General features: G+C 42.8%; 14 protein-coding genes. 13 read left to right on the top strand and 1 reads right to left on the bottom strand.

The features are described from left to right. Positions 1 to 12 precede the first annotated feature (12 nt). Complete coding sequence (locus KP806_RS18490) at positions 13 to 1,341, top strand: hypothetical protein (protein ID WP_224725211.1); 1,329 nt, start codon at positions 13 to 15, stop codon at positions 1,339 to 1,341. Between the two features lie 87 nt (positions 1,342 to 1,428). Here KP806_RS18490 and KP806_RS18485 read toward each other — a convergent pair whose 3' ends face one another. Further along, complete coding sequence (locus tag KP806_RS18485; protein ID WP_224725210.1) at positions 1,429 to 2,091, bottom strand: 3'-5' exonuclease; 663 nt, start codon at positions 2,089 to 2,091, stop codon at positions 1,429 to 1,431. A 183-nt stretch (positions 2,092 to 2,274) separates the two neighbouring features. Between KP806_RS18485 and KP806_RS18480 the strand changes: the two genes are divergently transcribed. The 12 genes from KP806_RS18480 (at position 2,275) to KP806_RS18425 (ending at position 23,824) form a co-directional block, all read left to right on the top strand. Further along, the gene (locus KP806_RS18480; protein ID WP_224725209.1) at positions 2,275 to 2,853 is read left to right on the top strand and encodes a hypothetical protein; all 579 of its coding nucleotides are present in this window, start codon (positions 2,275 to 2,277) and stop codon (positions 2,851 to 2,853) included. Between the two features lie 119 nt (positions 2,854 to 2,972). Next, positions 2,973 to 3,218 carry a helix-turn-helix domain-containing protein gene (locus KP806_RS18475; protein WP_224725208.1) on the top strand — a complete coding sequence of 82 codons (246 nt, stop codon included), beginning with the start codon at positions 2,973 to 2,975 and terminating at the stop codon, positions 3,216 to 3,218. Next, positions 3,215 to 3,817 carry a DUF1819 family protein gene (locus KP806_RS18470; RefSeq protein WP_224725207.1) on the top strand — a complete coding sequence of 201 codons (603 nt, stop codon included), beginning with the start codon at positions 3,215 to 3,217 and terminating at the stop codon, positions 3,815 to 3,817. Before KP806_RS18475 ends, KP806_RS18470 begins: the two co-directional genes overlap by 4 nt. Before the next feature lies 1 nt (position 3,818). Then, complete coding sequence (locus KP806_RS18465; protein ID WP_224725206.1) at positions 3,819 to 4,397, top strand: DUF1788 domain-containing protein; 579 nt, start codon at positions 3,819 to 3,821, stop codon at positions 4,395 to 4,397. Between the two features lie 12 nt (positions 4,398 to 4,409). Continuing rightward, positions 4,410 to 8,024: a BREX system P-loop protein BrxC gene (brxC, locus tag KP806_RS18460; RefSeq protein ID WP_224725205.1), complete on the top strand. Its 3,615-nt coding sequence runs from the start codon at positions 4,410 to 4,412 to the stop codon at positions 8,022 to 8,024. 14 nt (positions 8,025 to 8,038) lie between these two features. Further along, a complete protein-coding gene (gene pglX / locus KP806_RS18455) occupies positions 8,039 to 11,629 on the top strand; it encodes a BREX-1 system adenine-specific DNA-methyltransferase PglX (protein ID WP_224725204.1) in 3,591 nt (1,196 codons plus the stop codon). Between the two features lie 24 nt (positions 11,630 to 11,653). Next, positions 11,654 to 14,176 carry a BREX-1 system phosphatase PglZ type A gene (gene pglZ, locus KP806_RS18450; protein WP_224725203.1) on the top strand — a complete coding sequence of 841 codons (2,523 nt, stop codon included), beginning with the start codon at positions 11,654 to 11,656 and terminating at the stop codon, positions 14,174 to 14,176. 12 nt (positions 14,177 to 14,188) lie between these two features. Then, a complete protein-coding gene (gene brxL, locus KP806_RS18445; RefSeq protein ID WP_224725202.1) occupies positions 14,189 to 16,246 on the top strand; it encodes a protease Lon-related BREX system protein BrxL in 2,058 nt (685 codons plus the stop codon). A gap of 81 nt (positions 16,247 to 16,327) precedes the next feature. Continuing rightward, entirely contained in the window at positions 16,328 to 17,671 is a 1,344-nt protein-coding gene (locus KP806_RS18440; RefSeq protein ID WP_224725201.1) for an AAA family ATPase, read from the top strand. Continuing rightward, entirely contained in the window at positions 17,652 to 18,149 is a 498-nt protein-coding gene (locus KP806_RS18435) for a hypothetical protein (protein WP_224725200.1), read from the top strand. The genes KP806_RS18440 and KP806_RS18435 overlap by 20 nt, the downstream gene beginning before the upstream one ends. A gap of 449 nt (positions 18,150 to 18,598) precedes the next feature. Then, positions 18,599 to 21,067, top strand: a complete 2,469-nt coding sequence (locus tag KP806_RS18430; RefSeq protein ID WP_224725199.1) for a DEAD/DEAH box helicase — start codon at positions 18,599 to 18,601, stop codon at positions 21,065 to 21,067. Positions 21,068 to 21,070: 3 nt separating this feature from the next. Continuing rightward, positions 21,071 to 23,824, top strand: a complete 2,754-nt coding sequence (locus tag KP806_RS18425; RefSeq protein ID WP_224725198.1) for a DEAD/DEAH box helicase — start codon at positions 21,071 to 21,073, stop codon at positions 23,822 to 23,824. Positions 23,825 to 23,841: the final 17 nt, after the last annotated feature.

Here is a 23,841-nt window from a genome sequence, read left to right as displayed (position 1 = left end):
GTGCAGAGAAATATGGATATTCAAGCTGTTTTGCAAGCCTTGGCGAATAAAAGGCCGATCTTCCATAATGAGGCCGATTTCCAACATGCGCTTGCTTGGGAGCTGCGAGAGCTTTACCAGTATGAGATTCGTCTGGAACGCCGCATCGAGTTGAATAACGGCCAGCGGACTTATATCGACGTACTGGCGGAGAAGAATGGACAGAAGGTCGCCATCGAATTGAAGTATAAGATGAAGGCTTTCCAATGCAACGTGGGGGACGAAGAATTCTCGCTTCTTAACCAAGGAGCTCATGATATTGGACGATATGATATTCTCAAGGACCTTCAGAGGTTGGAAGCGATCGTCGGAAATGAATTAGCTGCCGAGGGATACTTGGTTTTACTGACTAACGATGTCTCATACTACGCTGAGCCTCTTGTGACGAGAGCTACAGTGGATCAGGAGTTTCGCATCCATCAAGGCAGGCGAATTCACGGCTTGTTGTCATGGGGAGAGAGGGCTGGAGCGGGTACGATGAAAGGTCGTGAAGCCGCGATTGCCATAAAAGGACAATACGAGATGGAATGGTTGGATTACAGCATTCTCGATCATTCGGCTCAAGGTACTATAAGAGCACTTATAGTACATGTTCATTCGGCTGCTGTTCAGGAATCGAGCATTCCAGAAGCCGTTCAAATTTGTTTAGTTCGGGAGACTGAAGATCCGAGCAATGTAATTGAAGTCGGCAACTCGCACGTATCAGATCTCCTGAACTATATTTGTGCCATTCAAGATATTCCTCTGTCTCAAATTGATCTGCAGCACAAGTTATCTCAGGTTCTGAGTAACAGCGGGTACAGAGTAGAGACCAACCGCACCTTTGGACCATTTAAAATCGATGTATGGGCGGACAAAGGGATGGAGCAGCTTGCTGTTGAAGTTCGATGTAAAACGGCCCTGCTTCAATCCGAGTATAATGGCAAAAGTATTCATCTCAAAAATCAAGCTGCTCATGATATTTCCCGTTATGACTTTTGGAAAGATGTAGAGAAGCTTGAGAAGGCGCTGAAAAGCAGACCTGGCGTAAAGGGTTATGCCGTTCTGATTACCAATGATCATTCCTATTGGGAGAAACCGAGCCGATCGGGTACCGTAGATGAAGATTTTCGAATTCATCAGGGACGTGAAATTCATGGGCGTCTTTCCTGGAGAGGGGCATCTGGAGGAACAACTCACTTACGAGAAGAAGTAATAACGATTAAAGGCCGTTATCGGTTGAACTGGCAGCCTTTCTTGAGGCTAGGGTCAGGTAAGAACGAAACCTTCAAGGTGTTAATGGTTCAAGTTGACGCTTCTTAATAAGAATGGATAATCAAGCTTGAAATGTAAGCGTCAAATGGTAATTGGACTGTCCATAGTGGGACAGTCCATATCAAGTTGAGAGCATTAAGTAGCGATTTGAAATAGATGAGCCAATTGCCCGAAGGGATTGTTCTTCTCATGTCCCGTCGTGTAGACCAGGGAAGTAGTAAAAATCGGTTCCGCGGCAGCGTTATTTTGCTCCAGGCGGATATGAGGGAATATGAGTTTGAAGAGCTTGGCGGTATTAAACGCATCATCCAAAGCATTATGATGATTGCCGATAAAGGGGAGTTCCTTTGCTACGAGCGCCTTCTTAAGCCCCCATCGCTGGTGATATTCTCCACCCTGGAGCCGAGTGAAGGCTAATTGAATGTCATTGTAGTTTTGGATCCAGTTCAAATCAAACTTATGCATCTTACAGTGTCTTATCAGCTGCTGCTTATCGTCCGGTCCCCAGGAGCATAGATAGTAGGGATCGTCACCCATCCATGACTGGAAGTCTGAGGCAGCCTCACTAAAGGAAGGAGCCTTGTCGGCGTGCTCCTGTGTAATGCCAGTGAATTCAGTCGTTAGCGGCGATATGACTTTATGAGTAGTAGGCCGCACATGAGTGTGAAATAAATCGACCATCTCCAGCTGACCGCTATCGTCACTTAGCTTAATGGCGCCAATCTCCAAAATGTCAGCCGTGTACTGTTGTCGATTTCGGATTACTGTAAACTCCATGTCATAGACTATGTATTGCATCAGAAACCCTCCTCCGGAAAATTCATTCATATGGTAAGGATAGCAGAGGAGAATGACAAGTGGGTGTCATGGAACGTTTGTTCGAATGAATAAAACGATTAGTAGAACAGGTGTTTCCTGACATTCTGCTGTCTGAATTTTACGATATGATGATGACAAAGGGATGCTGATGGAGGCGATTCTATGAAGAAGTATGCACTCTGTGACACGAATAAGCGCTGTCTGGTTTGCGGTTCTTCTCTTCAGCTCGTACGGAAGCAAGCGACTTGGTACTATCAGATGAAACAGACTCCAATTGAACGCCCAACAAACCTATATAACTGTAATGTATGCAAGCTGGATCACGTTATAAAAGGTGATCATATCGATGATTCCGGTTGGGAGCGTCTCGTGCTGCCGCTTGCTAATTCATTTGAGCTTAAAAGCAACATTAAAATTCGACATTCTGGAAAAAGCTCGCCTGTCAAAACCATTGTCGCTCCTAAAAAGAAAGAACATACTTCGGGTAAACAGCAAGATAAGCCGCAGCAAAAGACAAAGCCGACGCCACAACAGAAAGCAGAAAGTGACTTCTCAGATGTGAAGAAAGCCAAAGGGATTTATAGAACCAATCATGATTATCGCAATTGCGGAAATTGTGATTTTTACATAAAAGGTCGGTGTCAGACGTTTAGTTTACCGACAGCAAGCAACGAAGTGTGCAGGAGATTCAAGCATTATCATAAGCGTGAGGTTTTTGGTGGAGGTTTTTCGCCGCGTTAATAAAGAGTCACTTGTTTTAAAGAAAAAATCGCAATTTATTATACATCTTGTATAAGATCGTATAAAATATGCTATCCTATTACATGTAGCTTAAATGCATGTAATTGAGGTGTTTAATTTTGGCCGTATCCTATAACAAACTATTCAAACTGTTAATCGATAAAGGCATGAAGAAAACAGAATTACGGAAACGGACAGGAATCAGTCCTAACACGTTAACAAAGCTTTCGAACAACGAATTTGTTTCGATGGAAGTGCTTGTAAAGATTTGTTACGTTTTAGAATGTGATATTGGTAACATAGTTGAGATTGTTAACCACAGCGAAAAGTCATACGTATTAGCATCAGGTGGAGAACAAGCATGAGAAAAAAAGAATATAGTGCAGCGACAGTAAAGCACTCCTTTTGGTTCTCTGAATTTCGTAAAGTAGTTGCCCTTCTCAATAATGGAAAAACGTTTGATGATATTAAAGTTCTAAATGCAGATCAAAATTTATTTGCAGCCCCTACACAAGCAAGAGCAATTCAAATATATAATACGGTTACTAACCGTGTAAAAAGCTTAGATCAGACATTTTATCTGATGTTTGAACAAAGCGATGTCTCTACGCAGAAGATTATTGTTCTCCTTTCTATCATGCAGACAGATAGTCTCTTCTTTGATTTTGTATATGAAGTTTATCGGGAGAAGCTGATCATTGGCAGTAATGAATTGTCTGATAGTGACATTCGAATTTTCTTTAAGGATAAGCAATTGCAAATTGAACAGGTAGCTAAATGGACGGATTACACGCTACAAAGATTAAGCAGATCTTATAAGACATTTCTGATGGAAGCTGGAGTAACAGATCGTGCCCCCGGAAACAGGCAGATTCTGAAGCCTATCTTAGATCCGAAGTTGGAAGAATGCATGAAAGAGAATGGGATGATAGTGATGATACAGACCCTGACGGGGGTAAGATAAAATGGCCAGTTTGGAAGAAAGATTAGATATAGCAGAGCGAATGATTAAAATGCCGAGTTTTCGTCAGAACAAAGGTCTGGGCAATGAAGTTGGTTATTATGTATTTGATTATCCAGCGGAGAAAGAACTTATTGTTAGAGAACGAATCGAATACATGAAAGCAAAGAATTTGAAGTCGACAGATGGCTTTGAACTAATAGTTTTTGATCTTTATAATATCATAATTGATATCCTTGAGCAGGAAGGTTTTATGGAGCAGTGCTTCAGATTCGAGAAGAAAAAGGGCATGGAACGGATTGTAAAGTCAGTCGGAAATCTCTTGCAAATTAACGATGATACAAGTCTAATTGTTCAATATATTCAGGAGCGGACACCACAAGATGCCGTAGTGCTGTTGACTGGAATAGGAAAATGCTACCCGCTGCTTAGGTCGCATAAGGTATTGAACAATCTGCATCAAGCGATTGACCGCGTGCCGGTAGTAATGTTCTTTCCAGGTAAGTATGACGGACAGGAACTGATTCTGTTTTCTGAAATTAAAGACGATAACTATTACAGAGCATTTAAGCTCGTTGATTAAGGAGCGCGCATAATGAACATCAAGGAAATATTTTCTAGGCCCATTGACCGAGATATTAAAGGCGTAATTAAAGTAGGGCAAGGTGATGAAGTAAATATCAAGCAAGAACTTGAAGAGTATGTTGTGACAAAAGAGCTGCAAAAGCACTTTGCCGACTTCTTCTCCAGTTACAAGAAAGGGATCAACGACCATACCGATAAAATGGGTGTTTGGATTTCAGGTTTCTTTGGCAGTGGTAAATCTCACTTCCTAAAAATTCTTTCCTACCTGCTGGACAACAAAGAAGTGCACGGTAAGAGAGCGCTTGACTATTTCATAGAAGATAACAAAATCGTCGATCCAATGGTACTCGCTGACATGAAACTGGTCGCAAGTGTGCCGACTGATGTTGTTCTTTTCAATATCGATTCAAAAAGTGAAATGACAGGCAAGCATTCCAAGGATGCCATTGTCTCTGTCTTTTTAAAAGTGTTTAACGAAATGCAGGGATTTTGTGGTTCCATTCCCTTCCTTGCCGATCTGGAAAGACGGTTTGTTGAAGTAAATCGTTATGTCGAGTTTAAAAACTTATTTGAAGAGAACTTCGGTAAGTCATGGGAGTCCTCCAGACACAAATTTGATTTTATTCAAGATAGCATTGTAGAAGTACTGGATGAAATGGGCTTTATGAGCGAGGCTGCTGCACGTAACTGGTGTGAACGAGCGACTGAACCTTACACTATTAGCATTGAAAATTTCGCGCGGCTGGTGAAAGAATACCTTGACCGTAAGGGGAGCAATCACCACGTCGTATTCTTGGTGGATGAAATTGGCCAATACATAGGTGACGACTCGAAGCTGATGCTTAATTTGCAAACGGTAACCGAGGATTTAGGTACAGCTTGTCATGGTAAGGTATGGATTGTCGTGACCAGCCAGCAAGACATTGATTCCATTACTAAGACGAAGGGGAATGACTTCTCCAAGATACAAGGGCGTTTCGATACACGCCTGTCTCTATCCTCAGCAAATGTGGATGAGGTCATTAAACAGAGAATTCTGGACAAAAATACAACAGCTGAGCAGACACTTAGATTACTCTATGAGCAGAAAGCCACCATTATCAAAAACTTGATAGTGTTCAATGATGGTGTAGAAAAGAAATTATATGCTGATGAGCGGGACTTTGCCGCCGTGTATCCCTTTGTGCCCTATCAATTCAACTTGCTAGGAAGTGTCCTGACTTCCATCAGAACACACGGCGCATCAGGGAAGCACTTGTCTGAGGGCGAGCGATCCATGATTTCACTGTTTAAGGAATCTGCAGTCAAGCTGATGGAACAGACCGCTGGAACATTAATTCCTTTTAATGTATTCTATGATGCATTACACCAGTTCCTGGATCACAGTCATAAGGGAGTAATCAGCCGCGCGATAGATAACAGTTATATAAACCCGGATAAGCTAGAGGACTGTTTTGCCGTAAACGTCTTGAAAACCCTTTTCATGATTAAATATGTGAAAGAGATTACAGCAAACATTGATAATATTACTAGTCTGATGATTTCTGATATCGACACCGACAGAATTGAATTGAAAAAGCAGGTAGAAGAAGTCCTGAAAATTCTTGCTCGTCAGATGCTGATTCAGAAGAACGGAGATATCTATGTGTTCCTAACGGATGAAGAGCAGGAAATTAATCGTGAAATTGATAATCAGAATGTGGAGATGGCAGAGGTCGTCGGCAAGGTTTCGGAGCTAATCTTTGAAGATATATTTAGTGATAAAAAATATCGTTACACGTCGTTTAACGGCAGATATAGTTTTGCTTTTAATCAATTTGTGGATGAACGACCTTATAAATCGAACCAGAATCATGATATCGGCATAAGAGTGCTTACTCCAAATTCCGATTATGGTACCGATGAAACGACGCTTCGTATGCTATCTGGTCAGGGACGAGAAATTCTTGTCGTACTGCCGAATGATTCAGCCTTCTTGGATGAAATCAGAAGTGCACTGCAAATCGAGAAGTATCTACGCCTTACGACGTCCAGTACGCTGACTAAGTTTGAACAGATTAAAGATGCCAAGCGTGTGGAGATGCGTGAAAGAAATGGTAACGCTAAGATTTTCCTGATTGACTCCTTGAAAAATGCAGATATCTATGTGAATGGCGATAAAGCACAGATCGGCTCTAAAGAGGTGACGGCTAGAATCAATGACGCGCTAGGACGCCTTGTATCCACTGTATATCATAAACTTCCATATATTGATGCTGCTATGGGCGAGGCTAATATTCGGGCCATGTTTAAGACTTCTAACCAGCTTACCCTTTCTTTAGAAGGCGGCACTGAATCGAATATTCATGCGTTAAATGATATGCTCAGCTATATTACCGGAAATACCTCTATGCACATGAAGACTTCGATGAAGAGTCTTATGGATCGCTTCATGAAGGCTCCCTATGGATTCGTGGAAGATGATGTTGAATGGCTAGTAGCCAAATTGTTCAAGAACGGTGATATTTCATTCACCCTAAACGGAACAAGCGTTACTTTGCTTAATAAATCAGATGAAGAAATCATCAACTATATTACCAAGAGAGAATTCGTAGAGAAGCTACTGACCGAACGGCGTGAGAAGGCCAATGACAATCAGAAAAAGGCAGTCCGCGAAGTTATGAAGGAATTGTTCGGCATTTCCAGCGTTAATGAAGATGACGATGCGATGATGCGTAGCTTCCAGAGCTACAGCAAGAACATTCTGAATGAGTTAGAAAAGTTTGAAATCATGTACCAGAGCAAGTCGCTTCCAGGCAAGAAGGTTGTAGCCTCCGGTAAAAATTTGCTTCGTGCACTTATTCAGATTCAGTCCCCGGTAGAATTCTTCAAGAAGATTCATGCTGATCGGGATGATTATTTTGATTTTGCTGAAGATTATGAACCTGTTAAGTTGTTTTTTACCGGAGAACAGAAGACTGTCTTTGAAAAAGCTCTAAAACTGATGGGTATTTATGAAGATAGTAAAACCTTTATCGTCGATGAACAAGTAGAAAGTATCGTAAATGAAATTAAGTCGATACTGAGAAAAGAAACGCCATACGGAGATATTCCTAAGTTACCTGAACGATTGGATCAATTTACAGAGTTGTATACAAAGCTCTTGGAAGAGATGGTAACCCCAGTGATTGATGTCATATCGGATGCCCGTAAAAGAGTATTCGATGTTCTGGATACCAAGGGGTACAAGGAACAGTTCACCGACCGCGTCCTTCAGCTATTTGCGGAAATATTGGAAAAGGCGAGGACATGTAACAATGTAGCCACTTTACAAAATATTAAAGTGGAAGCAGATGCTCTGAAAGTGAGGCTGCTTAATGATATCTCCAAGAAGGATGAGCAGATTGCCAGCGATAAAGTGAAGGAGGAAAGCGAGAAATACAATAAGGATGAAGTTGAGAGTCAACCTATTCCCGAGCCTCAACCAAAGATCAAGAAAAAGAAGAACATTAGCATAAAGACCGTCAATCTTGCTGCTTCCTGGCAGATTGAGTCGGCGCAGGACGTTGACAAGTATATGGCCGCTCTAAGGGAACGGATACTGAAAGAGTTGGATGAAGACACCATCATCAATATTGAGTTCTAGAGGAGACGCTGCAGATGAATAAGATAGCTATTAAAAACTTTGCCGTGTGGGCGAGAAACAAGCTCATTGCAGAGATCGTATACAAAGCAGGGCTATTGGGCATTACAGACAAGGGAATAAAAGCTCCTTTGCCGCAGTCAACAAAGAATGTTCAATTCTTTGATATAGGTGCTAGGGAACCTTATTCAATCACTGATATGGAAATCGAACAACGTAGAAATTTAACAGAGGTTATTCAGAAAAAAGAGAAGCAGACTGATTATACAACAGCCTACAAAAGCGTGGTTGAAGAGGTTGCATATACCTGGTTTAACCGCCTTATAGCTGTGCGCTTTATGGAAGTGAATGATTATTTACCGTCCAGAATCAGGGTTCTGTCTTCTGAGAGCAGCGGCAAGATTGAACCTGACTTGGTGACTTCCCCCTTTGACGCTGATCTGGACTATGAGTCTTATGAAAAAGATCAGATCATACAGCTGAAAAATGACAATAAGCTAAATGAGCTATTCCGTATGCTCTTTATCAAACAGTGTAATGTTCTGAATGCTATTCTGCCGGAGTTGTTTGAGAAGACCAATGATTATACAGAACTGCTGATGAATGTGTCTTTTACAGACAAAGATGGTGTCGTCTATCATCTTGTGCATGATATCCCAGAAGAGGACTTCAATGTGGAAAAAGAAGGTCAGGTCGAGATCATCGGCTGGCTTTATCAGTATTATAATACCGAGCCGAAAGACGAAACCTTTGCCTTGCTGAAAAAGAATGTCAAGATTACCAAGGAACGTATTCCCGCGGCTACTCAGCTATTTACACCGGACTGGTTAGTACGTTATATGGTAGAGAATAGCCTTGGCCGACTTTGGATTGAAAGGCACCCGAATGATGACTTGAAATCCGGATGGAAGTATTATCTTAACGAAGCTGAACAAGAGCCACAAGTTCAGACGCAGCTTAATGCGATTCGAGAAGAGTATAAGACAATCAAGCCGGAAGATATCAAGGTGATCGACCCTTGCATGGGCAGCGGCCATATTCTGGTGTACGCTTTTGATGTCCTGATGCAAATTTATGAGAGCTATGGTTATAGTCAGCGTGATGCTGCCAAGAGCATTCTTGAAAACAATCTATATGGTTTGGACATAGACAACCGTGCCTACCAATTGGCTTATTTTGCTATAATGATGAAAGCAAGACAGTACAACCGTCGCATCTTAGACCACAAAACATACTGTAATGTTTATTCAATCCATGAGAGCAATGGAATAAACAGTGGACAGTTGAAATATTTCGGTCAAGACATGATCGAACAGCAACGGAATATTGCATTAAGCCAGATGGAATATCTGCTGGATATAATGTGGGATGCTAAGGAGTATGGCTCTATCTTGAATATTGAAAACCTAAACTGGGACCTTCTTTCTCAATTTACCAACAACGCTGACAATAAAGGTCAGATGACTCTGGAAACTATTGATTTGGACATTACCCAAAAGCAGTTATGTCAACTGGTAAAGATAGCTACTTGCATGGCACGGAAATATGATGTCGTAGTAACCAATCCACCGTATATGGGCAGTAGTGGTATGGGAGCTAAGTTGTCAGATTTTGTGAAGAAGAATTATCCTGACAGCAAGAGTGATTTATTCGCAGTACTCATGGAACGATGTGGGCAAATGACTAAGAAATATTATTATCAGGCGATGATTACCCAACACGCTTGGATGTTTCTGTCTAGCTTTGAAAAATTGCGTCAGAGATTATTACAGCTTGATACCTTGAATATGGCGCATTTAGGTGCAAGAGCATTTGAGGAGATTGCAGGTGAGGTGGTGCAGACTACCGCATTTGTGTTGCGTAATAGTCACGTAAATGACTATAAAGGAACTTATGCCCGTTTGGTTGATTACGGTAGCCAGCATGAAAAAGAAAAAGCTTTTATTAAAAAACAAGATTTGTACACAACAGCACAGGAAAGCTTCTCAAAAATCCCTGGAAAGCCAATTGCATATTGGGCAAGTGAAAAAGTCATTTCAATATTTAGTTCAAGTAATAATATTCGTGATTATGGGGAGCCCAGACATGGTATGTCAACTGGTAATAATGACAAATGTCTTAAATTATGGTTTGAAGTGAATTTTAATAAAATTTCATTTAATAGCGGAAATAAAAAGGACTTTGATCAATCAGGTTGTAAATTTATACCTTATAATAAAGGTGGAACTTTTCGTAAATGGTATGGGAATAACGACTATGTGATTGCTTACGATAAACCCTCATTAATATATATGACAAATCTACCAGGGTATCGTTCATCAAGTGTGGAGTACTTTTTTCGACCATCAATAAATTGGTCAGACGTTAGTACGTCTTATTTTGGTGCGAGGTATTCATTTCAGGGATTTGCCTTTGACGGTCGTGGAGCATCAATGTTCTGCAAAGATGAAAATGAAAGATATTTGTTAGCAGTCCTTTGTAGTAAGTTCGCAAATAACATATTAAAGGTTCTAAACCCAACGTTGACATTCAACATTGAAAATGTTGCATCTATACCTGTAATCATAGACAACAATTATATTGATCAAGTCGAGAAAATTGTTCAACAAAACATTATTATTTCAAAAACTGATTGGGATTCTTATGAGTTTAGTTGGGATTTTCTTGGGCATCCTTTTATAATATATAAATCAGGTAGCAACCATCTTGCTGATATATTTATTTTATGGGAACAATTCGCTTCAAATCAGTTTAATCAGTTGAAAAATAATGAAGTAGAATTGAATCGGATCTTAATTAATATTTACGATTTGCAACATGAACTTACACCAGACGTCGAGGATAAAGATATTACAATTCGCAAAGCAGATCTCGGTCGTGATGTGCGCTCTTTCATATCTTATGTTGTAGGTTGTATATTTGGCCGCTATAGTCTTGATGTAAAAGGTCTTGCTTATGCCGGTGACAATTGGGAAAGAAGCAAATACATCACATTCATACCAGATAAAAATAATATCATACCAATAACGGATGAAGAATATTTTGAGGATGATCTGGTCGGTTTGTTCTGTATATATCTGAAAGAGTCTTTTGGTGAAGATGCTCTGGAAGAAAATCTAGACTTTATCGCCAAAGCTCTTGGTAACAAAGGTAATTCATCTAGAGAGGTCATCCGCAATTATTTCTTAAAGGACTTCTTTAAAGATCACTGCAAGCTTTATCAGAAACGCCCGATCTATTGGCTATTTGATAGCGGGAAGGCAGATGGTTTTAAAGGACTTGTCTATATGCACCGCTATAATGAGGATACAATCGGCAACTTGCGAATTGACTACCTTCACCAAATGCAGCGTGTCTATGATGGCGAAATTGCACGGATGCAGGAAACCATTAACAATAGCAATAATGCGCGAGAAGTGGCTACGGCAACTAAGCGGAAAGAAAAGCTGACTAAACAGCTGAAAGAAACGAAGGAATACGACGAGAAGATTGCTCATCTGGCCCTCGCACGTATTTCCATCGATCTGGACGACGGAGTGAAAGTCAATTATGATAAAGTTCAGACTGGTACAGACGGCATAAAGCTGGATGTTCTGGCGAAGATTTGATGAGCCATGAAAGGGGCTAGTCGAATGGCTGAATTGAATTTGAAACAGATTGCCGACAAGCTCAATGCTGAGTTCAGCGACAATACCCGTAAGCTGGTATTCTGGTATGACGATAAGGCTGAGTTTGCGGATGATATTGCTATACTGGAATTGTCTAATGCCAAAGTGTACCATTTGGAGTCCGACAATCAGTTTTACACTAAATACTTTCTGGAGCGGCTGGATCGGACGAATAATTATTTAATCTATGCACCGTTTCCCAAGCCGCCAGTGCGGGATAATCATCTGGCCGATACCATCAAGTACTCCAAAGAATTTTTTGCGGATCGAGCATCACTTCTTACGGTTGATCTTGGAATTGATGAGAAGTATAAGCCAGTCATCCAGAAATACATCAAATTCTTTGGGGCGAAAGATAGAACCCAGCGATTCTATGATCTGGAGATTGAGAATTTCACCAGAGAGACCATCGAAATTGCTCTTATGAGCGTACTCTGCAAGACACGAACAGCTTCCCTCGAGGAAGTTGTTCGTGTTGTTTTAACAGATGATGGGATGGAGGATAATAAGTTTCTGTCGGAGTTTGATAAGTATGATCTCCTTCACGCCTTCTGGAGGCTTTGCGAAAAGCAATTTGGCTATACGGATGTGAAGCCGACTCTTGAGAAGCTTGTTGTCACCTTATTCGTGACCTACACGGAGCGATATATGGATGCTGAGCTTCCTAAGTCGTGGAATAGTTTCACTTCTTATAAGTCTGGCAATATTATTGCCTTCCTGGACAATTTGATGAACAGCTTGCTTTACCGCAACCGATATAACGAGCTGTCTGATTATGTGGCTGTGGGATTGAATGCAACTGACGCATTGGAAGCTATAGGGGCTGAGGCATTACTGCGCTGCGATACATTTGCTTTGATTGACCGGATGATCATTCACTGGATCATAGAGCGGCTGCTGGCTGAGGATACCGGTACTAAGCTAAGTGGGATGACGATTCCGATGATTTGTCGAGAACGAAGTAATATGCATTTTGGAGAGATCTTCAAGATGCAATATCAACTTCTGGAACATGCTTATTATTTAATTATGGAAGGTAGCTATAACTGTCCGGATGATTTAACAGGTATTGTCAATCAATATCGTGAGTCTGACTACCTGATTGATACACATTACCGGTATTTCTATTACTACTTCGACAAGCTCAAGGACAGTACAGTTTTTGAGCGACTTCAAGATCTAATCGAGAACATCTATACCAATGAATACTTAGATAAGATCATTACCAAATGGAACGCTGCATTGATTCATGATGAAGCCATGACTGCGCTGCCATTGCAGCGGAATTTCTATTCTCGGTATATATGCAATCGAAAGGAGCGCGTAGTCGTCATCATATCTGATGCCATTCGTTATGAGACAGGCCACACTCTTTGGGCGAAATTGCAGGATGATGAGAAGTGCACTGCAAAACTTGAAGCTATGCTTAGTGTGCTCCCGTCGTATACAAGGCTTGGTATGGCAGCGCTCCTTCCGCATAAAGCTCTGGAAATGACGGATGATTATCGTATTCTGGTTGATGGTACAACTTGTGATGATTTGAATCAGCGTGAGGCAGTGTTGCAGCGCTTTAATGCGAATAGCCGCTGTATTCAATTTGATGATATCAAGTCGATGAAAAGAGATGCGATTCGTCAAGTATTCACCGGTATGGATGTCATCTATATTTATCACAATCAAATTGATGCTCGCGGCGATAAACCCAATACAGAAAATGAAGTTTTCAACGCTTGCGAAGAAGCGGTCAATGAAATCCATGATCTCATTAAGCAATTGACGGATCATGTAAGTGCTACACATTACATCGTCACTGCCGATCATGGTTTTATCTATAAACGGGACAAGTTGCAAGAAAGCGATAAGATCGTTAATGTATCTGAGAAAGGCTCGTTTGTTAACCGCCGCTTTATTGTGTCCGAACAAGCACTTCAGAGAGATGGTATTGGTTCTGTAACCATGAGCAGAATTCTAGGCAATGAAGATAACAAAGTGGTATCTTTCCCGGTTAGCTCTAATGTATTCAAGGTTGCAGGCGGCGGTCAGAACTATGTACATGGCGGCTCATCCCCGCAGGAAATGATTGTTCCTGTGTTGGATGTTAAGACAGCGAAGGGTCACAAAGATATCCGTACTGTTCAAATTACTCTAATTAGTATGGTCCATAAAATCACCAACCTGATTACTACGCTGGATTTCATTCAGAACGAGCCAATCAGCGATATAGTTAAGGGATCTAGCTATAAGATTTTCTTCATATCCGAAGAAAATGAAAAAATATCGAATGAGAATATATATGTTGCAGATAAAAAAGATGTAGAGCCGCAAAAACGAATCTTCCGTTTGCGCTTTAACTTTAAGAACAAGCAATACGATAAATCGAAAAGGTATTATTTAGTGGCATACGATGAAAAAAATGACTTAGAGATCCTACGTCATGATGTGATAATCGATATAGCCTTTGCCAATGATTTCGGATTTAATGTGTAGGACGGTGATCATATGGGCGATCAGCAGGGAACGGAAAGCCGATCTGAGTTGGTTGACAAATTGAAAAATTATTTCATGGGTAAGATTGTTAGAAAAGACCTGACCAAGAAGATCAAGGAGGGGGCTAACGTTCCAGTCTATGTGCTGGAATATCTGCTTGGGATGTACTGCTCTTCCATGGATGAAGAAGAGATTGAGGCCGGGGTGATGAATGTAAAGCAAATTCTGGCCGAAAATTATGTGCGCCCGGATGAAGCGCAGAAGATCATCTCCAAGCTTCGTGAGAGGGGCAGCTATACGGTCATTGATAGGTTGTCAGTTAAGCTAAATTTAAAAGATGATATATATGAAGCTGAATTCTCCAATCTGGGGATTAAGGGTGTACCCATTGCGGAGAGGTATGTTACCGAATATGAACGTTTACTTAGCGGTGGTATTTGGTGCATCGTTCAGATGGAATATTTTTATGATGAGGCAGATAAAAACCGGAGTCCCTTTATCATACGTAAGCTGACACCTATTCAGATGCCAAGTCTTGATATCGAAGAGGTTAAGGCTGCCAGAGCACATTTCAGCGATGAAGAATGGATTGATCTTGTTCTGAGAAGTACGGGGATGGAGCCATCTCAGTTTAATAAACGGGTGAAATGGCTGCATCTGGCCAGATTGATTCCGATGATCGAGAATAATTATAATCTCTGTGAACTGGGGCCAAGAGGAACAGGTAAATCTCATATTTATAAGGAGATTAGTCCTAATAGTATTCTGGTTTCTGGAGGTCAAACTACAGTTGCGAACCTTTTCTATAATATGGCAAACAAGACTGTTGGGCTGGTCGGCATGTGGGATTGTGTAGCCTTTGATGAAGTAGCGGGAATCAGGTTTAAGGATCATGATGGTGTTCAGATTATGAAGGACTATATGGCATCTGGTTCATTCGCAAGAGGCAAAGAAGAAAAGAACGCTTATGCGTCTATGACCTTTGTTGGGAATATTAATCAAAGTGTAGACGTTGTATTGAAGACTTCTCATCTGTTCGATCCGTTTCCTGATGTAATGGCGAATGATTCAGCTTTTCTGGATCGTATGCATTGCTATATTCCTGGTTGGGAAATTCCTAAGTATCGACCTGAGTATTTTACCAATGACTATGGGTTTATCACAGACTACTTCTCGGAGATCATGCGCGAGTTAAGAAAGATTTCTTATGGCGATGCTTATGATAAATACTACAAACTGGGTAATAATCTGAATCAGCGTGATGTTATTGCAGTTAAGAAAACAGTGTCCGGACTTATTAAGCTGATTCATCCAGACGGAAAGTATACAAAAGACAGCGTAGAGGAGATTTTGAGGTTTGCTCTGGAAATGCGGCGTAGGGTGAAGGAGCAGCTGAAAAAGATTGGCGGCATGGAGTTCTATGATGTAAACTTTTCTTATATTGATCACGAATCCTTTAGTGAAGAGTATGTGTCTGTGCCAGAGCAAGGCGGTGGCAAGTTGATTCCGGAAGGTATGGGCAAGCCTGGCCACATTTATACGATAGCACATGGAAAGTCGGGCATGATCGGTGTTTATAAGCTGGAAATGCAGATGACCACAGGAACCGGTAAGTTTGAAAGAACCGGGATAGGTTCGGATCGTGAAGCGAAGGAAGCTGTGGATACAGCGTACCGATATCTGAAAGCGAATGGCAGAAATATTAGTGGATCCATTAGCACGACCACTAAGGACTATCTCATGCACGTCCAGGATTTGAATGGAATTGGTATGACTAAGTATCTGACCTTGCCGGCAGTAGTGGCAATTTGTTCGGTGGCTCTCAATAAACCTACACTTAGCACTGTTGTCGTGCTTGGAGATTTGAGTATTGGTGGCACAATCATGAAGGTTGAGGAGCTTGCGAATACGCTGCAGGTTTGTTTGGATAGCGGCGCAAAGAAAGTTTTAATCCCGATTACATCTGCTGTTGACCTTGGAACGGTTCCGTCTGAATTGATCGGATGCTTTAATATTATTTTCTACCAGAGTGCTGAAGATGCTGTGTTTAAGGCTTTGGGGGTAGAATGAATTATTCAGCGTCGGGTAAAGTTTACATGCATTAACGTAGGATATAATGTATTAATATATAAGAAACGGGGTGAACACCACATGTTAAAAGCTCTGCGTTTGGTCAGATTTAAAGCGTTTCAGGATTCAAAGTGGATAGATTTCAAAGATATTACACTTCTCTTTGGTCTGAATTCATCCGGCAAAACGAGTATACTCAATTCATTGCTGTTATTGAAGCAAAGTTTGCAGAATCCGGCACTTGAAGTGCCTGTAACCTTCTCCTTCCTCGCGGACAAGAGAGGTGTCGATTTGGGCAATTATGAAGAGGTTGCCTACAATCACGTAGCTAATCACGATCAGCCTATTGAACTTCATTGTAAGCTTGATCTTTCGTCCAGCATCGGGAAAAAAGTGAAAAATTTAAATACGAGTGAGATCAGCTTTATAATTCGTTTTGGCTTTAATAAGACAAAGGAAACGAATTTCATCTCAGGATTTTCAGTGATGGATTCAACATCAAAAAATTTATTGACATTGAAACGGAACCCGCGAAATTTGAATCTTGGAACCTACCAGTCAGACGTTTTTGATGAAATCACGAAGGCTAATATTAAGACAGAATGGTTTAATTTTCTGCCCGTGCTGAAAGACGAGAAATTTAAAGACCATCCTGTCAAGCTGTTAACCGATTCTATCCGTGAAACTTTGATAGATGTTTTTAAAAGCCTTTCTCATATAGGACCGTTAAGAAGTGAAGTGGAACGATTCTATCAATTTGCAGGCGAGAACCCCGTTGAAGTAGGAAGATATGGGGAAGACGCGCTAAAGATTTTGTATTTGGATCGAAAGGATAACTCGGATGATTTGACTATAAAAGTAAACCGCTGGCTTGAGAAGTACGGCTACCGATTTGAATGGAAATCGTATAATTTCGGTTTTCAACTAATTCTCAAGGATATTGCTTCTGATATCAAGGTTAATATTAAGGATGTCGGGTTCGGCATATCGCAGATTCTTCCGATTATCGTACAGGGTTACATCAATAAAAAACAAATTGTGCTCATTGAGCAGCCGGAAATCCATCTACATCCCAAAGCGCAAGCAGATCTTGCCGACATGTTGATTGAGATGCAGAGGGACACGGGTAAGATCTTTATTGTAGAGACTCATAGTGAGCATTTGCTGCTTCGTCTGAGAAGAAGAATTGCGGAAACGACATTAAATGAAGAAAACAGCGACGAATGTATTACAAATAACGAAGTCGCCGTTCATTTTATTGAGAAGACAAAGAGCGAAAGCGTTGTACATCAACTGAACATAAACGAAAAAGGAGAGTTTACTCATATCCCTGACGCATTTCATGCGTTCTTCTCCGATGATTTCGCGGAAAGTCTAAAGCTGAGCGAGGCGATTGCTAAAATCAATGGAAAATCAAAACCATAATTCAGGGTCATTGACGATCATTGTTGTAGATACGAATATTTTGGTCAAGGGGTTTATCGAGAAGGATCTGATGACGTTGTTGACGTTTCTAAATACATTCTACAATCGAAAATCTCAGGTGCTGCCAGTAGACTATTCGGATGTTGTAATGAAAGAGTATCGCGATAATATGAAAGATGACCCGCTCTTTCAAAAATGGTTTGTTCATATGCAAACGAATAATCAAATTCAATATGTGGACGGAAACCTTGACCAGAAGGTTCGAAAGAGACTATTGGAATTGGGCTTCCACGAGGAGACCGATCAAACCTTTGTAGCGGTTACTCTTAACTCGGGAGGAGTAATCGTTACGGAAGATAGCGATTATGGAAAAGGAAAAGAAGAGAAAGCGGCAGAAAAACAAAAGGTCTTAAATTATTTGACAGAAGAGTTGGGCTTACAAGTCTATGATGTGAATGAAATTTGTTCGATGATTTAGAATGCTTTTCAAACATTATTTTCAAATATAATTTAATGTCCTCATAAAGGCGACCATCTCCGTTGGTCGTCTTTCTTTTTATCTTGCAACAAGGTCTTTCGACCTATGCTTTCGAAATTATAAATATATAAAATTTTACCTGCGAACATACATTCCATGACAGCCTATTGTCTTATCACTATGGTTTAATAATATTAATTAATATTATTAAACGAGGGGGAGTTAGCGTGGCGTTTCTGAAATGTTCGGCATGTTCAAGCATGCTAAAAGCCGTTCAAATATCTCATAGAATTAGGGGGATAGGGGAGCAGCGAAATCTGGAGTACAAACCAAGCGGTATCAAGTGTTCGGATTGGTCGCCTATTAGCGAAGCATATCTGAATCATACAGAGGGAACGTATTGCCCAGATTGCCAAGCTGAGGTTCCGTTAGATAAAGAGGAAGCGCCATTGTGCGAGGATACCCGGATCCCGGGTGTGACTAGCAGCGAGTTTTCGGCACAGGAATTGCTTGAGAAGCTGAAGACGCTCGCCGCCGAAGAGAATGCGGAGGTTCATATCCATACGCTGCCCGCGAAAGAAGCTGTATTCGCCGATATTCCGGCATTCATTCCGCAGCCGGTAAAGGATGCAATTAACCAAATGGGAATCAAGCAGTTGTACATTCATCAAGCGCAAGCGGCTGAAGCTGTTCAAGAAGGAGCGAATGTCGTGCTGGTCACGTCCACTTCCTCCGGGAAAACCATGTCTTACAATTTGCCGATTCTAAGTCATCTCTATCATCATTCCGAGGATCGAGCCCTGTATCTGTTCCCGACAAAAGCGTTGGCGAACGATCAGTTGGATCAAATCAAACGATTTAGTGTTAAACAATCTTCAGAGACAGGCTCGCTTGACGACTGGTTCGAGACGCATCTTGAGCTGGGTGAACGATTCATCCATGTTGGCCGATTGGATGGCGATACGGAGAACGGTCCGCGGCAGCGGATCATGGCGAATGCTCAAGTGTGGATGTCCAATCCGGATATGCTTCACTACTCCATCCTCGGACAGGTACAGAAGCAGAAGTATGCGACCGGGCAGCATATTCGTAGCTTCCTTCGCAGCCTGCGATTCATCGTACTCGACGAAATGCATATGTATCGAGGCACCTTCGGCAGCCACGTGGCTCTGGTCATGCGACGATTGATCAAAGTGTGTCGGGAGCTTGGAAACACACAGCCTATTCAGGTTATTGCCAGCTCGGCTACGATTGATAACCCAGTAAAACTTGCCGAAGAGCTCACTGGCCTGGGCAGTTTTCGACTGATTGATACAGATGGATCTGCTCATAAGCATAAGGAAATTATATTGTGGAATCCTGGTTTATCCGACGGAGAGCTTGCCCGCCGCGCGCCGTCTACGGATGCGATTACGATTGCCAAACAAGCGATGACGGTGAATCAGAAGGTGATCAAAAGCATTATTTTTCAACCTTCCCGCAGTCAGACGATGGTGTTCACTCGCTATATCAAGGATGTCTTGAGGCAGCCGCTGCGGTTGGCCAAGGATCGAGTAGAAGGAGAGAAGCTCGCAGCGTTTTACACGGGCATTTTACCGAACGAGACTCGCAAACGGATTATTGAACGACTCAAATCCCATGATATCCACGTCATCATTAGCACGAATGCCTTGGAGGTCGGAATCGATGTCGGGGATTTAAGTCTGGCGCTGCTTGTTGGCTATCCGGGCTCGAAAGCAGCCTTTTCCCAGCAGATTGGTCGTGTCGGCCGAAAAGGAGAGGGCGTCGCTATTCTGATCTGGCAGGACGATCCGCTGCAGCAATATTACATGCGCAATCCGAATGAATTTATTAACAAAGCACCGGAGGTTGTGAGAATTAATCCAACCAATCTTAAGCTGCTTAATCTTCATCTTCCTTTGCTTATGGATGAGATCGGCCGGCGTTTAACGGAAGAAGATTTACAAGGCATGTTTCCTGATATGCACGAAGAGGTCATTCGTTCGGTACTGCAGGTATCTGCAGCCGCCGTAACCGAGGATAAAGGCGCAGCCGATCAAAGATTCAGTCTCCGTTCGGTGTCCGGCAAGAGCTACAGCGTGACGATTCGGGGGCAAAACCAGTCGGTTGTTGACGGCTTGGATGAGTGGAGCGCTTTTCGCGATTTTCACGAAGGAGCCATTTATTGGACTCCCGGTGATCGGACCTACAAGGTGGATTCCATCAATCGCAGAAAGGGAGAAATCACTCTACTGCCGGTCTCAGAGCTGACCTACCACACCCAGTCTACATATCGGGATATCATTGATATTCTTCAGACAACACGAGTGCAGGAGCTACATGAAAGCAAGTTGTTGTATGGAGAGCTGGAGATTAGACGGAATGTGTTTGGCTATAAGAAAATTTATTTTGGGCAAAAGAGCGACTCCGAGCAAGTACAGCTGGAACATCCCTATACGACCAGCTTTGCGCCGGAAGGAACTTGGCTGGCCATTTCGGATACGATTTGGAGCCGCTTGAAGGGCGAAACGGCAGAGTGGGCTGACGAGATCAGAACCGCTGAGCTACTTGCCGAGGCGTCTCTGCATGCCGCGCAGCATGCGATGACATCGGTCATTCCGGATATGATCATTTGCGATGCGAATGATTTTACGGGATTTTCGGCAAGCGCAATGACCGCATTCGCAGGCCGGCCGGTTATCGGATTTTATGGAGAGAACGGATCTGGCCTTGGAACGATTGAAGCGATTTACGATCATCATGCCAAAGTCATGTGCAAAGCGCTGCATCTCATCGAGAGCTGCCCATGCAACGAAGGCTGTCCGAGCTGTGTGCAGTTGCCGGGGAAAGGCAATGTGGATCTGTTCAAGCCGGGAGCCAAAGTACTGTTGAAGCTGCTAATAGAAGGGAACGAATAAGGGATGCCAATCATCTGTTCTACCTGCGGAGGGAATAAACCATACGGGGATTTTCTGCAAATCAGCTATAAAGCCGACCCGCAAGGGTACTGCAGAGAGGTGCGCCAACGGGCAAATGGGATTCGCATTTCTGAGTGGAGTGTATGGAGCAGCGAAACGGAGCGGCTAAGCGGCCGTCCCGCCGGTATATATTGCATGCATGATGACAGCCCTGTTTTGGATGAGATTCTGATGTCTGAGGAAGCCGAACTTTTGACGGACAGAAGGTTTCCCGTACAGCAATCATTTTCTGCTGAGGAGCTATCGGTGGAACTGTCGAAGCTGAGTGAACGCGTTCGAAGCGAAGTATATGTGCATGAGATTGCTGCCGAGCAAGGCGCTTATGCCGAGAATCTCACGATGGCTGATTGGATGAAAAACAAGCTTCGTGCAATGGGCATTGAGCAGCTGTACGCTCATCAAGGAGAGGCAATTCAAGCAGTTCGGCAAGGGCGGAATGTCGTCATCTCCACGAAAACGGCATCGGGGAAGTCGCTGGCTTATAACGTACCTATTATCGAAAAGCTTGTTTCCGATTCGGACGCTTGTGCACTCTATCTATCGCCATTTAAGGCGTTGGCACTGAATCAATTTACATATCTGAAAAGATGGGTGGACCCGGATCAAGCCGACGCCGTTAGTATGGATGGTTTCTCTAAATTTTGTATTAATGGAAAAGAGTTAGCTGCCGGCATTCTTCAAGGACAGCGAAATGTTCCAAATCACATGAGAAGGGACCAAGCTTCGAGCTTGGTTTTCGCCCAAGGCCGTTATTGGATGACGAATGTTCACTATTTGCATTTGATTCTGCAGAACGCGCGCACCGGGCAAGGAAAAGGCCCTCAGCTGCTGCGTTTTCTGAAAAATCTTCGATTTGTCGTGATCGACGAGTTGCATCAATATTCGGGTCTATTAGGATCAAAGGTGTCGCTTGTCATTCGCAGACTAAGGATGTTATGTGAGAGACTGGGCAATCGAAATGTGCAATTCATCGCTTGTTCGGCTACGATTGCCAATCCTAAGTATTTGGCGGAAGAGCTGACGGGTAAGCGCGGCATACAAGGTTTTTATGAGGTGATCGGTAGTCAAGCGCCTGTGCGAAGAAAGGAAGTTCTAATTTGGAACCCCGGACTTGCTGAGCAGGAAAAGAAAAGGGCCGCCGTATCGGACCTTTATGAGATTCTGCGAACTATATACGCCAATGGGCGTTGGCCTAGGAGTATTATTTTTACAAGCAATCGACAGCAAGCACAACTCCTTAGCCGAGACCTGAATATGATTATAAGAGCTCATCTACAGGAAAATAGAGATATGGATAGCGATGATCGTCAGGATTTGTTTCTGCCCTATCATTCCTATTTGCCGCAGGAGACGAAGGAACGGACGATTCAGCAGCTGGAGCAAGGTGAAATCCTAGGCATTGTGACTACGAATGCGTTGGAAGTAGGAATTGACATTACATGTCTGGATGTGTGCATCATGCTCGGTTACCCGGGTTCCCAAGCTTCCTTCTGGCAGCAGGCGGGGCGGGCGGGTCGAAGCAGAGACGGCGTAGTCATTATGCTCATGCAGGAGGAGCCGTTGCAGCAATATTTTGCCCGAAATCCACTTGTGTTTTTTCAGCAATCCCCAGAATCCGCAGCGATTCACATTAGCAACCCGCGGCTGTTGCAGGAGCATCTAGCGTATGCAGCGCATGAGCAAGGTGGGGCGATTAACAACGCGGTCAATTATGTGCGATCCTCTGCATTGCGCAAAGTGGCAGAAGCAGATGAGAGGCTATGGCAGCAATCGGACGGTAATCTGATCTACCAAGGGGAAGCCCCTATATATCAGGCTTTGATGACGATGGGGGAAACATATACGGTTGTGGTCAAGAATGGTTGGAATGAGGAGATTCTGTTTCAAAACGTTGACGCTCGTTCCTTGATCAGGGATTATCATGTGGACGCCATATTTCTTGGATCTGATAACCGCACATTCTATAAGGTGAGATGGGTCAATAACAAGCAAAGAAAAGTGGGTGCCGAGCCCGTGCGCTCGGATTATCATACACGCGGCATTATTCGCGACAGCATTGAGGTTGCTCAAGTGACGAAGACGGTCGGCGGAGGCGAACGGCTGAATATGTGCTTGGGGCATATCCTGGTTAAGAGAAGCACCTTCGGCTATAAAAAGGTGTATATGCACAGCTCCAAGCCTTCGGAAACGGTACAGTTAACGAATACGTATCCGGTTTCCTTTCAAACGGATGCTTTATGGCTAATGTGGGATGAACCGGGGAGGAGCGAGTTAAGGAGTCTGTTCAAGATGATGCAGGCGGATAATGGATCTTCGCTTGAGGAATTAATCGAAGGGAGCATTCATGCGGCAGAGCACGCTATTTCATCCGTTATTCCTGCCGTAGTAAAATGCAGTCGTTCTGATGTTCAGCATGTCTCCTTCTACTCCGGTTCCGCATTGTTTGGCATGCCTGGGCTGTTTATATATGACAGTCAGGCTGGCGGAGGTTCAGGAATTGTTGATATCGCGGCGGAGAAATTTCTGGTACTGCTGGAGAAGGCCAAGCAATTGATGAGCAGCTGCGTCTGTACGGAAGGCTGTCCGTCATGCATTCAGTTGTTTCAGTGCGAGCGGCAGAATGAGCCTTTGCACAAGGCGGGCGGGGTGGTTGTTTTGGAGTATCTTCTAAGGGAGTTAGGGACTTCGGCGGTATAAACTCACATCAGCTAAAT

Source organism: Paenibacillus vietnamensis, assembly GCF_020169515.1.
GTDB lineage: Bacteria > Bacillota > Bacilli > Paenibacillales > Paenibacillaceae > Pristimantibacillus > Pristimantibacillus vietnamensis.
This window is presented reverse-complemented; position numbering and strand designations above follow the sequence as displayed.